General features: G+C 35.2%; 14 protein-coding genes. 10 read left to right on the top strand and 4 right to left on the bottom strand.

Features of this window, described 5'->3' with window-relative positions; translation table 11 throughout:
- Window positions 1-43 precede the first annotated feature (43 nt).
- On the top strand, window positions 44-2,692 hold the full coding sequence (locus CJF42_RS00785; protein WP_095364839.1) for a TonB-dependent receptor domain-containing protein: 2,649 nt from the start codon (window positions 44-46) through the stop codon (window positions 2,690-2,692).
- Window positions 2,693-3,350: 658 nt separating this feature from the next.
- Entirely contained in the window at window positions 3,351-3,620 is a 270-nt protein-coding gene (locus CJF42_RS00780) for a transposase (RefSeq protein WP_252097490.1), read from the top strand.
- Window positions 3,621-3,727: 107 nt separating this feature from the next.
- Here CJF42_RS00780 and CJF42_RS00775 read toward each other — a convergent pair whose 3' ends face one another.
- Window positions 3,728-4,348 (bottom strand): LysE family translocator, encoded by a 621-nt coding sequence (locus tag CJF42_RS00775; RefSeq protein WP_095364838.1) that lies wholly within the window; start codon window positions 4,346-4,348, stop codon window positions 3,728-3,730.
- A 385-nt stretch (window positions 4,349-4,733) separates the two neighbouring features.
- Between CJF42_RS00775 and CJF42_RS00770 the strand changes: the two genes are divergently transcribed.
- From CJF42_RS00770 to tnpA, 3 genes are all read left to right on the top strand, one after another.
- Complete coding sequence (locus CJF42_RS00770; RefSeq protein ID WP_095364837.1) at window positions 4,734-7,067, top strand: TonB-dependent receptor; 2,334 nt, start codon at window positions 4,734-4,736, stop codon at window positions 7,065-7,067.
- 62 nt (window positions 7,068-7,129) lie between these two features.
- Complete coding sequence (locus CJF42_RS00765) at window positions 7,130-8,434, top strand: hypothetical protein (protein ID WP_095364836.1); 1,305 nt, start codon at window positions 7,130-7,132, stop codon at window positions 8,432-8,434.
- 164 nt (window positions 8,435-8,598) lie between these two features.
- Window positions 8,599-8,808, top strand: a complete 210-nt coding sequence (tnpA, locus tag CJF42_RS29455) for an IS66 family insertion sequence element accessory protein TnpA (protein ID WP_502694765.1) — start codon at window positions 8,599-8,601, stop codon at window positions 8,806-8,808.
- A 45-nt stretch (window positions 8,809-8,853) separates the two neighbouring features.
- On the opposite strand, the gene CJF42_RS00760 is transcribed toward tnpA, so the two are convergent.
- Both CJF42_RS00760 and CJF42_RS00755 read right to left on the bottom strand, forming a co-directional pair.
- Entirely contained in the window at window positions 8,854-9,144 is a 291-nt protein-coding gene (locus CJF42_RS00760) for a putative quinol monooxygenase (protein WP_095364835.1), read from the bottom strand.
- Window positions 9,145-9,235: 91 nt separating this feature from the next.
- Window positions 9,236-9,433, bottom strand: coding sequence for a helix-turn-helix domain-containing protein (locus tag CJF42_RS00755; protein WP_212668762.1), 198 nt, complete (start codon window positions 9,431-9,433; stop codon window positions 9,236-9,238).
- Between the two features lie 145 nt (window positions 9,434-9,578).
- Between CJF42_RS00755 and CJF42_RS27095 the strand changes: the two genes are divergently transcribed.
- The 5 genes from CJF42_RS27095 (at window position 9,579) to CJF42_RS00725 (ending at window position 15,147) form a co-directional block, all read left to right on the top strand.
- A complete protein-coding gene (locus tag CJF42_RS27095; RefSeq protein WP_170940420.1) occupies window positions 9,579-9,833 on the top strand; it encodes a hypothetical protein in 255 nt (84 codons plus the stop codon).
- 733 nt (window positions 9,834-10,566) lie between these two features.
- Window positions 10,567-12,210: a CHASE2 domain-containing protein gene (locus CJF42_RS00745; protein WP_095364834.1), complete on the top strand. Its 1,644-nt coding sequence runs from the start codon at window positions 10,567-10,569 to the stop codon at window positions 12,208-12,210.
- Window position 12,211: 1 nt separating this feature from the next.
- Complete coding sequence (locus CJF42_RS00740) at window positions 12,212-12,691, top strand: SH3 domain-containing protein (RefSeq protein ID WP_095364833.1); 480 nt, start codon at window positions 12,212-12,214, stop codon at window positions 12,689-12,691.
- The gene (locus CJF42_RS00735) at window positions 12,691-13,545 is read left to right on the top strand and encodes a M48 family metalloprotease (RefSeq protein ID WP_095364832.1); all 855 of its coding nucleotides are present in this window, start codon (window positions 12,691-12,693) and stop codon (window positions 13,543-13,545) included. Before CJF42_RS00740 ends, CJF42_RS00735 begins: the two co-directional genes overlap by 1 nt.
- Before the next feature lie 774 nt (window positions 13,546-14,319).
- The gene (locus CJF42_RS00725; RefSeq protein WP_095364830.1) at window positions 14,320-15,147 is read left to right on the top strand and encodes a prolipoprotein diacylglyceryl transferase; all 828 of its coding nucleotides are present in this window, start codon (window positions 14,320-14,322) and stop codon (window positions 15,145-15,147) included.
- A gap of 29 nt (window positions 15,148-15,176) precedes the next feature.
- Here the strand turns inward: CJF42_RS00725 and CJF42_RS28325 are convergent, their stop codons facing one another.
- Window positions 15,177-15,395: a hypothetical protein gene (locus tag CJF42_RS28325; protein WP_095364829.1), complete on the bottom strand. Its 219-nt coding sequence runs from the start codon at window positions 15,393-15,395 to the stop codon at window positions 15,177-15,179.
- Between the last annotated feature and the right edge of the window lie 222 nt (window positions 15,396-15,617).

Raw genomic sequence — 15,617 nt, 5'->3', positions numbered from 1 at the left:
TTAATAAAGTGAATTAATTTAGCTTATTTCGTCGAGGCAAAAAATGAAAAACACATCAGTTAACTTCGGTTTATCGGCAATATCAACAGCAGTTTTATTTTCATTAGCTGGAACTGCATTTGCAAATGAAGTAATCGAATCACAAGATGAAACAGTATTAGAAGAAGTAGTTGTCAGTGCGAGTCGATTAAAAGGCACTGCAACTGCTGTATTAGAAGAGCGTAAACAACAAGCTTTTGTAGCCGATATTATGGGAGCAGAGCAAATATCACGCAGTGGTGATAGTGATGCTGCCGCTGCGCTTCGTCGTGTTACAGGTTTAACATTAGTTGATGGTAAATTTATTTATGTACGTGGTTTAGGAGAGCGTTACTCAAGCACGCAATTAAATAGTGCAGCAGTACCAAGTCCTGATCCTACTCGCTCTGTTATACCTTTGGATTTATTTCCAGCAGATATTATTGAAAGTTTATCAGTACAAAAATCATTTTCGCCGTCTATGCCTGCTTCTTTTGGTGGTGGAAATGTTGATATTCGTATTAAAACAATTCCAAATGATTTTGTATTTAATATGAGTGGTTCATTAGGTACTAATTCAAATAACTCTGATGATGGCATAGCATATCAAGGTGGTGACGACGACTGGCAAGGCTTAGATGATGGTACACGTCAATTACCAGCTTCTATAAAAGCAATCTATGATTCAGGTAAATCATTAGATGATTTAACTACAGAAGAAAGTCGCCAATTAGCAATAGATTTAAATAAGAACTATGACCCTAAAAAAGTAAATGTTAATCCAGATTATAGTGTGAATTTTACATTAGGTAATAGTACTGAATCTGGTGATTGGAGATACGGTTTTTTATCATCAATTAGCTATGATAATGAATACTTTGTTGGTAAAGAGTACCAAGGTGAGCAGTTTGTTTTAGGTGAAAGTAGTGCTGCGATGATACAAGGCTATGATGATGTTAAAACAACAGAGCATACGGTTAAATGGTCTGGCATGCTGAATTTTGGCATCGAGTGGCGAAAAAATCATCGTGTTGATTTAAGTTCAATGATTTTACATGATACTGAAGATACGATACGTGATAAAACAGGTATATCAGAAAATGTAAATGAATCAGATAATCGTCGTATTCGTTCTTATGATGTGTCATATGAAGAAAGAGAGTTAATCGTAAATCAAATTAAAGGTATGCATACTTTTGATGAATTAAACTATGCAGGTTTTGATTGGAAATATTCAATTGGGCGTTCAAATCGTTATGCACCTGGCAATATAAATACGCGTTTTATTGTGACTGATAGCAATTTAGATGGGATCTATAACGTATCTAATGAAGCCGCACTGTCAAATTCAACTACGGCTGCACGTTATACATTCCAGCAGTTAGATGATGAAGTTGAGAATTATGGATATAATTTCACACTGCCGCTGTCGCTAGAATCAACTGAAATCGAATTAAAAGCAGGCGCTGATTATATTTCTAAAGAGCGTTCAGCGAGCAACCGTCGTTTTGATATCAATACACGCGCCTTTGAAGATGTAGATTTTAAAGGCGATACGTTAAATGATGTGTTATCAAATGAAGTTATCCAAGACGCAGCTTTAACCCGTACAATTTTAAATGACACTACAGTTGATGGTGATGATTATTTATCAGCACAAAAGATTGACGCATATTATTTAGAAGCCGACTTTTTCTTTGATAATACATTTAGAGTTAGTGGTGGTGTGCGTTGGGAAGATTTCCGCCAAGTATCAGTGCCATTAGACCCTTATACAGGTCAAGTTGTACTTGATAGTGATGCGACTAATGATGATTATCAAGAGTTAGCCTTTCAAAATGATGATCTTTACCCAGCTTTGGCATTAACTTATTTACAAGATGCTGAAACGCAATACCGTTTAAGCTTTGGTCAAACAGTTATTCGTCCAGATTTACGTGAAATTACTAAAGCGAGTTACATCGATCCACTAACGGAATATCCTGTAGGCGGTACCCCTGGGCTACGTACAACCTCTATCAATAATTACGATTTTAGATATGAAAACTATTTTGATACAGGTGAAAACTTCTCTGTTGGTGTGTTCTATAAAGATATGACAGATCCAATTGAGACAGTGCAATCTCCTGGTCAAGATGGCCCACCATTAATTCGAATTGCCAATGCAGAAACAGGTTATGTTGCAGGTGTGGAATTTGAATTTTTGAAAGATTTTTCATTCTTAGAAGGTATTGGTCAAGATATTTTCATGACGGGTAATTTAACTGTCAGTGATTCTGAGATTGAGTTAAATAGACAAGCGATTGTGGAACAAACAGGTGTTTCTGCAGCGATCACGAATGAAAAACGTCGTTTAACTGGTCATTCTAAATATGTTGTCAATATGCAGTTAGGTTACGATGCACCAAATGGTAATCATGCTGCAACTTTAATTTATAACGTATTTGGTGAACGAATTATTATTCCAGGAATAGAAGGGCAACAAGATGCGATGGAACAACCATTCCATTCACTTGACTTGAACTACAGTTATTTTCCAGATTTTAATTCAAGCATTAAATTTAAGCTTAAAAATCTGTTAAATGAAGAGCAAGAAATATTAGCTGATAACGTACTGGTGCGTAGTAAAGAAAAAGGGACTGAATTTTCTGTTCAATATACTTACCAATTTTAAAGTCATTTGACTTAAAATCGAGCAGTCAGTTCACTTAGGTGAACGGCCTAAGCCCCTTCAAATGAAGGGGCTTATTATAGTGTTATAACTCGAATGAAAAGAAAGTATCGGGAAGTTGATCTATAGATCATTTAGTTACTAATGTTCTACGCAACTAAATCAGGACACTTTTCTTAAAGAATTTTCATAACTAATTTTATATTCAATTGGCGACATATCATTCTCATATGTAATGTCATATATATGACGTATACATAAATACTTTTCCTTGCTGCTGTGAAACAAAAGGCAACGTAAGGAAGAGGTTGTGGGTATGCAGCTAAATACAGAAAGAGTAAAGCAAGAACGACAGAATAGAGTATGGAGTCAAAGTCATTTGGATGAGGCTTGCGGTGTTAGCTTAAGAATAATCTAAAGTATTGAGAGGTCAGGCACTGCTTCTCAGGAATCGGTCAAAGCTTTAGCCGCTGTATTTGACTTAACAATTGAAACTTTATGTTACCCAGACAAAGACAATATAAACACTAGCCCAGTGAATACTAGAATAAAACGAGAGATCACCAAGAGCAAGTTATTTGTACCTGCGCTATTTCTATTCTTAATGGCCATAGCGTTCCAGTTTGGTTCTCAATAAGTCACTTGATTTTGGAGTGAAAAGGTGCCGATAGATATATTATTGGGTATGGGGTCATTCTCATGTTGGTATTTAATCTCTTGGGGTTTTACAGAGCGTATCCACTACATGGAACTTCAAAAAAATTCACATCATGTCTTCAGATTAATGTATCACTTTGTGTGGATACCTAAGTATCGACGTAAAGTTTTTTCTGAGCCTTATCGTGAAGCGATGAAAATTATAATTCAAAATATTGGCTATGCAACAGAAGATATAATTCGAAAATATTTGCAAAACCAATTGGTTGAATAGGATAAAAAAGAAGCTCACGGAAATCAGTTGGGACTCTTTTAAACTCGGTCGCTTGCGGCCGATTCTTTTATATAGAAAAGTTCAAAAGAAAAAAAGACATACATCGATTAACTTGATTTTTGTAATGTTGCAGTAACAGCTCCTGAACCGATTAACATTGAGCCACTAATTTTATCAAAAATTATCTGGAATTTTATTGAGTTAACTTTGCTACGCAAATAGCCAGAAAAAAATGAATAAAAAGAAGCACTAAGTACGGAGGTAGCTAAAAATGATAAGCCCATTATTAGCATTTGCGGTAATGCGGCATTATTTGTATTCATGAATAATGGAAAGAAAGCTATAAAGAAAATGATACCTTTCGGATTTAAGGCTGTAACAATTAAAGCTTCTTTAAATATTTCTCCACTTTTTTTCTGAGCTGTATCAAGTTCTTTCGTGTGAGGTTTAGTAAACCATGCTTTTAATCCAAGATAAACTAAATACCCAGCAGCAATCCATTTTAATGCACTAAATAATACAGCAGATGTTGCCAATAAAGCTCCTAATCCGACAAAAGATATGCTCATTGCAATGATATCACCACAAAGCACACCCGTAATCAAAGGAATTACCGATTTTTTCCCGTGATTTAAAGATTGGCCAATAACGATAAAAACCGTAGGGCCAGGAGTGAAACACAACATCATTGATGTTAATAAGAATGAAATCCAAACTTCAATACTCATACATGCTCCTTTAAAGTAACCGAATTAATTGGCAAAAAAGTTGTTGGTTAAAATGAGTGACGAAAGAGTAAAATCCAAATTTCTTTATTTTTTTAATGGCTTGTATGGATAGTATACTTACCTATAAACCTATTCAAGTTTTAGCAGTAACTAGTTACTAAATGTCGTGACTCTGCATACATTGCTAGCAAAATTTATTTTCTGGTCTTTTTATACTCTTGTTATGTATGTTAAATATATGCTTTGTGTGAAGTTGAATATTTTTTTTATTTTTGGTGATTTTTATAAAAAGATGCAATATCTGTTGATGTGCATTATGTTATAACATATCATCTAGTAGGTGTTATATTATCACGTTTAATAAAGTTTATTTATAAGAGGCATCATGAAAAAAATATCACTAATTATGAGTGCATTACTTGCTATTAGTGCAAGTAATCAGGTTTATGCAGAGCAAGTACAAGGAAAAATCATTGGCAATAATGGAGATGTTGTTGCTGGTGCGACTGTAAAAGTGATGGGAACAAATACTTTGACACACACTGATGAAGAAGGTGTATTTAATTTAAAAATAAAGCCTGGTCGTTATGAATTACATATTGTTGCTAATAACTTTGCTCATAAAAATATAACACTCGATATAAGTGATAATAAGACAGCACAAGTTAACGTATTGCTTGATAAGTCTGCCATTGAAATTATTGATGTGAGTGCCACACCTTTTCATAGCTCTAATATTGAATCAGCATTACCTATTACTGTGTTACATGGTGAAAATTTACGTATGCGTCAAGCTAATACTTTGGGTGATACTTTAAGTAAAGAAGTGGGTGTACATAGTAATTTTCATGGTGGTGTTGCTGGAACGCCTATTATTCGTGGACTTGATGGGCCAAGAGTTTTAGTTACTCAGAATGGTTTAGATGCTGGTGATGCTTCTCGTGTTGGTCCAGATCATGCGGTTTCAACTGAAACAGTAACAAGTGAACGCATAGAGGTGCTTCGTGGACCAGCAACACTGTTTTATGGAAGTGGTGCGATTGGTGGTGTAGTAAATATTGTTGATGAACGAATTCCTACTAGTACAGATATCAAAGGTGAATGGTTAGCAGAATATAATAGTAATAATGAACAGCAGCTTGTGTCAGGATCTTTTACCAGCGGCATTGATAATGTTGCTGTGCATGCTGATGGCTTTTATCGAGAGAGTGAAAACTATCAAATACCAGAAAAAAATGGTGTAAATGAAGTAGATAATTCAGCAGCCCAATCAAGCGGGTTTACACTAGGTAGTAGTTATTTACTTAATAATGGTTATGTCGGTTTTTCTTATCAAAATCTAGCACAGGAATATGGAATTCCAGGTCATAGCCATGGTGATGAGAATGTACAAGTTTTTGCCGATTTAGATCAAAACCGTTGGCAAGTTTTGAGTGAACTTAATTTTGATAACGCATTGATAAAGTCACTGAATACTAAATTTTCTTATACAGATTATCAACATAGTGAAGTTGAATTAGGAGTGATAGGTACTACTTTTGATAGTGAATCTTTAGAAGCGCGCTTTGAAGTATTACATCAAGATATTTTTGAATGGCGTGGTGGTTTTAGTTTTCATTATAAGCAAAGTGATTTTACTGCTATCGGAGCTGAAGCGTTTACACCTCCATCCAAATCAGAATCGATAGCATTTGCTTGGATGGAAGAACGTCATTTTTCAGATGTGTTATTTCAATTAGGTGCGCGTATAGAGCAAACAGAAATTACAGCAGGAAAAGTACGTTTACCAGAAATTGAATTATTTTCAGCACATGATAATGAACATGAAAGTGCAGGTTATACTAGAAACTTTGAAGTAGATCATAGATTTACACCAATGAGTTTATCTGCTGGCTTAGTTTGGGACTTTACCGATGGTTATAACATGGGCTTGTCTTTATCCCACTCCCAAAGAGCACCATCTGCATCTGAGCTATTATCATTTGGTCCTCATATTGGCACGCGTTCTTATGAAGTAGGGGCTTTATTTGCATTGCATGATGATGAACCGTATTTTGGTTTAACTGAACAAGATATTGTAATGGAAACCGCAACTAATATTGATTTAAGTTTACGTAAATTTAAAGGTGACTTTGGTTTTATTTTAAATGCATTTTATAATCAAATAGATGATTATTATTACGAACAAGCAACAGGTTTTTCCGCGGGTGATGGACATGATCACAGTGGACATGATCATGGTGATCATGAAGAAGAAGAATCACATACTTTACCTTTATATACCTTTACAGCGAAAGATGTCACTTTACATGGTTTCGAAGCGCAAGCTGTATGGCAAGTCACAGACACCTTTTCGTGGCGAGTTCAAGGGGATATCATTCGTGCAAGTTTAGATTCTGGTTCACAGTTACCACGCACACCTCCTGCACGTATTGCTACAGAGTTTAGCTATCAGGGAGAATCTATCTCAGCAGATTTATTTGTAAGTCATTATTTTGAACAAACTCATACAGCTGAACTTGAAAGTGCCACAGATAGCTATGTTATGGTTGATGGCAACATTAATTACCACTTCAACAAAGCGCAGTATGATTTAGCTGCTTACCTTAAAATTAATAATTTAACTGATGAATATGCCCAAGTGCATACCTCTTTCTTAAAAGATCTAACGCCATTAGCTGGTCGCTCAATTATTTTTGGCTTACGCGGCACATTTTAATTAAATTCGTACTCAATGCCTATGTAAATATGGGCTATTAACATCTAACTTTAAGGAAAAACATGAAAACCATGAAAACCATTGCATTAAAAATCTTATTACTGACATGTGCAACAGCGGCATTAATTGGCTGTGGTGATAGTGATACCAATATTACTGAAATAGAGCCGACACCAATCCCTAAAGAAGATGGACATGATCATGATGACGCGCTAGGGAAAGGACGTTTAGCTATTGCAGACGCAGAGCAAGCCGTTATTCATTTTTTTGATTTAGAAGACAATACACTGGTTGAATCGGTCAATATTACGCATCCGGCTGAATATTTATATGCCAGTCCAGAGAGTCGCTATGCGGTTGCTGTTCAACGCTCGGTAGATCACGTTGAATTTATTGACGGAGGAATATGGCAAGAGTTACATGGTGATCATTATGACCAACATACTGATGCACCGACATTGAAAAATTTTACCTTAAATGATGTTAAGCCGACGCATTATGTACCGCGAGGTGATAAAGCTGCTGTCTTTTTTGATGGTGATCAAGAAACTGGCGCAAATGCGAATTTAAGTTTATTAAGTGATGAAAGTATTGTGCAAGAAACTATTATCGCAGAGCATCATTTTGATACGTATATGCATGGCACTGCTGAAATTAGAGGCGACTTTGTTTTAACAACTCTACGTGATAGTAGTTCACAAAGTAGTTTACCCGAACAAGTTGTCTTGTTAGAAGTTCATGGCGACCACTTTCATCAAGAGCAAGTATTCGAAGAAACGTGTCCTGCTTTACATGGCAGTTTTCAAACAGAAAACTACATTGCTTTTGCATGTGGTGATGGTGTACTTGCTATTGAACAAAAAGGAAATGTTTTTACAGCGCATAAAATTGCTAATCCAGTGGATATGCCTGAAGGTGTTCGTATTGGTTCATTAAAAGGCAGTGCTGAAAGTGATGTGATGATTGGAGGTTCTCGTGCAGGATTATTTTTAGTGGATTTAAGGGCTGAGCAAATTACTTCATTTAATTGGCAACCTGAAGAAGATCTTTCTTTGATTTCATATGGTTTAGATGGTCATAATGAACATAGTTTAATTATTGATAATACTGGATACTTAAATGTATTTTCAGCTGAAAATAATTGGGAATTAGATAAGCGTATATCGTTATTTAGTGATTTAGCCGAAGATGCTAAACCATCAATTATTGCTTCAAAAGCACATGAGTTAATTTATATTATTCATGAGCAAGAAGTAACAGCAGTAGATTTACATGATGGTGAAGTTATTGGCCACTTTGACTTAAACTTTGTACCAGCTAAAGCCACATGGCTAGGTGTCGCATCAAAAGAAGAGCATGGTCACTAATTATTAGTAAATAAAAAAGTAAAAAGGAGGTCGAAGTATATTAATTTAATGTACTTCGATAATCATATAGCAAGCGCCTAAGTGTTAGGCCTACCTAAATACTTTTACGAACACTAGAGCACCGATTAGTTTAAATTATTACCAAACAATCCTTGGAGTAACTTATAGAATTATGCAGCCAAGAACAATGGCAATCTATTATTGAAGAGCAAAAATCTAGCTGTTTAACTATCGTTGAGTATTGTCGCCAACATCAATTATCAATATCCAGTTTGTATGCATCCCGTAAAAAGCTAAATTTAGCTAAAACTCAAAATTTTGTATTGGGATCAAACTGGCTTTATTTAAGAACGAGAGTTGATGAAACTCTTTGAGTGTATGGGTGACCCCAGCCATTTTCACGTTATATATTACTCTGCTTAAAGGTCTGCTTTTTGAAAATATTTAATCACTGGAACTGACGCTAAATATGAAGCCAGCTCACCTAATATACCATTACTTTCAATATGTTTTATATAGGTCTGATGATACTCAATACTAAGCCACTCTTCTTCAAGTAACATTTCTGAAGCCTCTTTATCAAAATAAACAGTCACACTCATGCAGCCGATAAACCCTCTAACATTAGGTAATTTTTTTTCTAAAAAAGGTAATAATACTTCAAGTTGATCGGGCTTTACTTGGCAGTTAAGAGTTACTCTTACTCTCATTATTTTACTCCGTTGATTAATTAACAATGGTTATTTAATCACGAGAGAAAAGGTAAACTACTCATAAACACGCAAAAATGACGTTTTTCAATCAGTTATTTTGTTTTAATTGTTTCGGTGTTGTTTTGTACCTTTCTTTAAAAGATTTAATAAAATGAGATATATTTTCATAACCTAAATCTGCAGCCACATGTGTCACTGTCAATTCTGTATTCGTCAATTGTTCATAAGCACGAGCTAATCTTTTATTTTTTAACCATTGTTTAGGAGCTATGCCATATATACCCAAACCACTTCAAGATGCAGGATTCAGTTGGAATTAGAAATACTTTAGGCAAGGCATTGATTGAAGAACATGGTTATTCCCTTTTCAAAATCAATAACGCTGCATAAAGTATTTATAAACCAACCTTACAGGGACTTCTGAGCAAATCATGCTCGTTGTTCCATCTTTTTTTAAGGGAGTAACCATTAATGCAAAGATGCGCCTAGATCATGAATTGCTCAGCAGTCCTGAACCTCACATCTTGAAGTGGCTTGGGTATATTGATTTGAAATCTCGAGTAAAAGTAGAAATACTTCTCCCTGATAAATTTGCTAAATCACTGATCGATAATTTTAGAGTATCGCTACTATTTAATAAACGAGTAAGGTTTCGTTTTGGAGGGTTTGATGCTTGGTTTGATTGAACCTTTAACTTAACCATTCTAATAAAGTTGAAAAATAAGTATGCCCAAAATTGAAGAAGCTTTTTTAATTAAATTTTTGGTGCGAAAAGACAGATTAACTTTGGAACTAAAAAATTACTGAGGCTTAACAGCTAATAGCTGTAGCCATACTATAAATAGGCTGACTACGAAGTTTTAATTCAGATGGGTGACGGGTGCATATTCACACCAATAATACGAATTTTGTGTGTGTATTAATAAACAACTGAACTGAGTGCACAGAAATATGTTTGCTTGGTTTTAAAAACCTCAAGCAAACACGCATACTTACTTGATCAGAGCTTACTAATGAGTGCCATGACCCAATAATTATTTTTCGTTAATAAATATTTTGACGACCAAAAAATAAGATCTCCTTGTTAACGCTAATCTAAATCCCGGAATATAAGTTAACTAAGCTAAAAATCATCAGATAATAAGGTATGTGGTGAACTTAAAGGTGGCAATTTATAATCAATAAGATAAAAGTGTCTTAAAATTTTATTTGATAAAAATTAGACTATAAAAATAGGTGATTTAATTACTTGTCTGTCATATTTTTCCAATTAACTTATAACTTAATTGTGTAAGTTCATGTTTTTTATTATTTTAATTTTTAATATGTTTTTACAAATTATAAAACTTTGATGTTGACAGGTGTTAAGTTTTACACTAAATTACGGTTTCAAATTTAGGTCAATATTATGGAAGATATATGAATACCCTAAAAAATCAGCTCAGCCAACTTATGTTGGTTAGCCGACATTGGTTTTATGTCGCACTCGCTTTAATTTTTGCAATCACTTATATTATCCCAACATATGTACTTAATAATGCAAGCACTGCCAGCTATCAAACATATGATTTAACCACGCAATACAGTAATCAACTAGATTATTTTCCCACGAAAAATGAAACAAAAAAAGTAGTTGTTATCGATATTGATGAAGCAACATTGGCATCAATGAGTGATGAATATGGTCGCTGGCCTTGGCCACGCTCTGTTTTAGCCGAATTTTTAGAGTATCTTTCACTCGCTGAACCTGCTGCGGTTGGTATTGATGTTTTATTTACTGATCCGGATAAACAAAATATAGAAGGTGATAGTTATCTTGATGAGGTTATTGGTTCACTTGAATATATTTATTTATCTGCATTAAGGTTACCGGCACATAATGACAAACTATCTGCTGTTTCGGTTGGCATGTTACCTAGTATGGGTAAAAAACCATCTGCTAAAGATGACAAAGTAGCTGTTTTGTTACCATTTTTGCCTCAAACGCTCGATAGTCAAAAGTTTGGTATGACGAACTTTGCTCACTTATCGAATGGTGACGGGATTGTGAGACATTATCCCGTTGCGTTAGATATACATGGTTACCGAATTCCAACGTTAGCAGCACAGTTGGTAAAACAGTCTGGCGGTACATTACCAAAAAGAAATAAAATATTGCTTAACTATTTATCAGCTAAAAAAAATATACAAGAGTTTAGCTTTGCTGAGACATTTAAAGCATTACAAAATGAAGACACAAAAGTTATCGAGGATCTCTCTGGTGCGGTAATTGTTATTGGTTCGTCTGCGCCGGGTTTGTTCGCGGTAAAACCGACACCTATGAACTCTGAAACACCAGGCGTGCTGATTTTAGCAACTGCAGTTGAAAATTTACTTAATAAACAATGGTATGAAGAGTTAAATGCATCTATTGGTTTATATTTCTTAATCATTATGCTTATATTTGCGACTATTGTATTTATTTTTGGCTTAGGTAGTAAGTTACTGGATTTAATCTTTATTGGTGTGGATTTTATTGCAATATTTATTGCGGCAGGTTTGATCCTTTCAATGGATAGTTTTGCTGATATTACTTTTGCGAGTCACTTTGCGATTGGATTTTATGCAACTGCACGTATATGCCAGGTGATTTTCAGGCAACAACTCCGAGAAGGGCGTTTATTAATAGGTCATAAAGATCATCCATCGATTGATCTTGTTTGTGGTTCATACCGCTATAAAGTAGAAGAAGATCACATTAAAAACGCAGTGAAATTGAGAAAAGTAATTGAAAAAACGAGTCCTCATATCGCTTTTTCAGATACCGTATTTAATAAAGAAATTGGTCTATTACTCGATTATGCTACCAATGGTGGGCTATTTTACGCTGTTACGCCTAAGGGAACAGGCGAAGAAATCATGCGAAAAGTAAAAGATGTAATTATAAAGCTTCATCCTGAAAAAGCTGTAATTGATGTCGTAATCAGCTGCAATACGATAGAAAAGAATAGGAAAGATTTTGTTGAGAAGGCCTTGTCAGAATCAATGCCGTCTATGTTGGAACATATTAATAAGGAGATATAACTTGAAATTTGAAAAGATAAAATTATTGGCTGCTGTGCTGGCTGTCTTGTCACCATTGGGTGCACAAGCTGAGTTTGCCAGCAAAGATATGGATTTGCTCGATAAGCCTTCTCGAAAAGCAAAAAGCCTGAGCTCTATCGCGGCTAGTGCAGAAGTTGTTATTAATAAGAAAAAAGGCTTGTGGTTAGAAGTGAGTGTTGATGGTGCAACTGGTTGGGTGCGAAAATTACATATTCGTAAAACACTCCCCAGTGTTAGGAGTACTGAAGGTTCATTAAGTTCCGCAGCAAGTATGGGTACAGGGCGTAATGGCTCAGCTAATGTGGTGAGCTCAACTGGTGTCAGAGGTCTGGATGCTGATGCATTATCAACAGCAGAGTTTAATAAAAAAGAATTTGAGAAGTTTCTGATACTTGCCGTATCAAGTAAAAAAGCTAAGAAGTTCGCCAAAAAAGCTAAACTGAAAAAGGTGAAAATATAATGAAATTATTAACAACAATTACCCTAGCATCTGCATTAACAATTTCTGGTTATACTGCCGCTATTAGTTTTGGTGATTTAGTGGATAGCGCCACAAAAGTAAAAGATAAAGTAGATAAAAATCCTGCACTTTGGACTGGTTATACTTATGAAGAAGAGCGTGCGATCGGAAAGCAACTGGCTGGTAGCATATTAGGGGCATCAAAATTAGTAGACGATGCTAAATTACAGTCTTATGTCAATCTAATTGGCCGCTGGTTAGCTTCACAGTCTGAGCGTCCAGATATTGACTGGGTATTTGGCGTTATTGAAAGCGACAGTATCAATGCGTTTGCTGCACCGGGTGGTTATATTTTACTGACTAGTGGTTTATACCGTCGTTTAGATAATGAAGCACAACTGGCTGCAATTTTAGGTCATGAAATTGCACATATTACCAAAAAACATCACCTTGATTTAATTAGAAAAAGTAGTTTAGTTAATGAAGGCTCTAACTTGGTTAAATCACAATCGAGTGGTAAAGCGGGTATGGCAGATGATTTTGTACAAAATCTGATTGGTAATGGAGCTGAAATTATGGCACGTGGCTTGGACAAATCATCTGAATATGAAGCCGATCGGGTAGGTATGATGTTAGCGGCAAAATCTGGCTATACGCCATTAGGTATTGCTGAAGTAGTCACTAAGTTAGCAGAAAAACCGCCTGTTGGAGGCACTATGGAGCTATTAAAATCTACACATCCTAGCCCGGCTCAGCGACTGGAAGAAATTGACGAGGCCTTAGGTAAAAATCTTGAAAGGCGGATAGATCAACCTTCTCTAGAGTCAAGGTTTGCTTCACATGCATTAAAATAGGCTGAGATTAATATTGATACTTTTAAGTAAGTATCAATAAAAAATCACTATTAACTAAAAGTATATAAATAGACTATATTCCCATGATACCTCAAAATGCCCGATTTCAGCGAGAATTAAATAGGATTTAGATAAGGCATTAATAGAAGATAATGGTTGTTCCCCTATCAACATAAATAACGCGGTAGTTGACCATTTAAAACCCGCCCGTAGGGAATTTATCAGGTAAGTAATCACTACGTTACATCAGTTAGAAAAGCAATAAGCATTCCTAAAATGATGTGCCTTGTGCTAACTCACCTGATAAATTATGAAACAAGCATTATCAAGTGGCTTGGGTATAAACCCTGTTTAAACTCGCCGAGAAGGCGTTTCTGAGCAAACCCACTTCATCGTTGCGTTGCTTTGAAAGGTGCCTACTTTCTGCATCAACACGCCTTGAATTGGGCTCGCTCAGATAGCTCTGAAACATGCATTTTGAAGTAACATGGGTATATTTTGTGTTTTAGATAAAAAAACAGGAAAATTAAACTGGCATTTTATAGGAAAAATATCGTCAGAAAATAACCATGCCGATGTCATAAACAAACCCAAAGTTGAAATGCATACTTTAAGTTTCAGCCAAAAGGCTGTGTATTCTACTTATACTTCTGTTTTAAGTCTTTTATTCATAACTAATAGAATAAAAACATGTGATTATATTGACATTTTTTTTGCGATAAGTAGGCTACTTTAAAACGAGCTGATCTCCAGCTTTGATTAACGGAAATTATCATGTCTTATCCTTATTTAGAAAGTGTTCTACTGGATTTTACCGGTATTGATACTGGTACACAATTTATCCCTATGTTTGGCTTATTAGTGATTTCAGCTTTATTGATTTCACTGCATTTTGGCAAAAAAAAATTAGCGCAACTTAATCTTAAAGATTTAGATGGTGAATACTTTGAAACCACAATATTTTATGCTTTTGTTGGTGGTTTGTTAGGTGCAAAGCTTTTACATGTATTTGAGTTTAGAGAATACGGCATCACCGAACAATTATTTTCTCGTGGTGGATTTTCAATATATGGCGGATTAATTTTAGGGTTTATCACAGCGATTTTTATGCTTAAAAGAAAAAAAATAGCGATATTACCTACCACGGATATCGTTGCGCCATATTTAATGCTTGCTTATGGTATCGGTAGAATTGGTTGTCAAATTTCAGGTGATGGTGACTGGGGACAAAAAGTAAATATGGCAGCTAAACCTAGTTGGTTACCAGATTGGTTTTGGACACAAACTTATGATAACAACGTAGCAGGGCAGTTAATTCAGGCTCCAGGCGTTTACCCTACACCTATGTATGAAACACTATTAGCTTTTATCAGCTTCTTTTTATTACGAGCTTGTTTTAAATATAAAGCATCGGCAGTTGGTTTTACATTTGCAATGTACTTAATGTTGTCGGCAGTAAATCGTTTTATGGTAGAGTTTATTCGCATCAACCCAAGATACGATGTATTAGGTTTTGAATTATCTCAATCTCAAATCATTTCTTTAGTCGTATTAAGTGGAGGTTTATTTTTTCTTGTTAAATCTTTAAAACAAAATAAGTAACTTTTACCTTTTTAGTATTGGCTGCTAATTCAGACAATACTATATCTAAGGGCTGTTGATCTTTCGAGATTACTTTTGCAGAGAATTGTTGGGCGTTTATACAAGGCAGAGGCTTTGTCATGTGGTTGTTCCACATAAAAAGGCGATAACGCAGTAAAAATGCCCAACAAACGCTGTCCGAAGGATTCGGCTAAAAGCATTTTATTCTTTGTTGAGTCGTATTTACTTAGAATGACTAGGCGACACACGACTCGCCGCGACTAAAATGCTTTTATCTCGAAAAAATTTAACCCTGAAAGATCAACAGCCCCTAGTTTAATTATAAGCACTAATTTAATCCCACATTTTAATTTCAATTCTATTTTCAATTTCAATGATTACTCTTTGGCTGCCTGTTTTATTGTTTATAGGTTAGCGTATGTGACCTTTAGTACAAAACCCAATGTAAATTATTTGTATATAAAATGATT

The sequence above is a fragment of the Pseudoalteromonas sp. NBT06-2 genome, assembly GCF_002276045.1.
Classification (GTDB): domain Bacteria; phylum Pseudomonadota; class Gammaproteobacteria; order Enterobacterales; family Alteromonadaceae; genus Pseudoalteromonas.
This window is presented reverse-complemented; position numbering and strand designations above follow the sequence as displayed.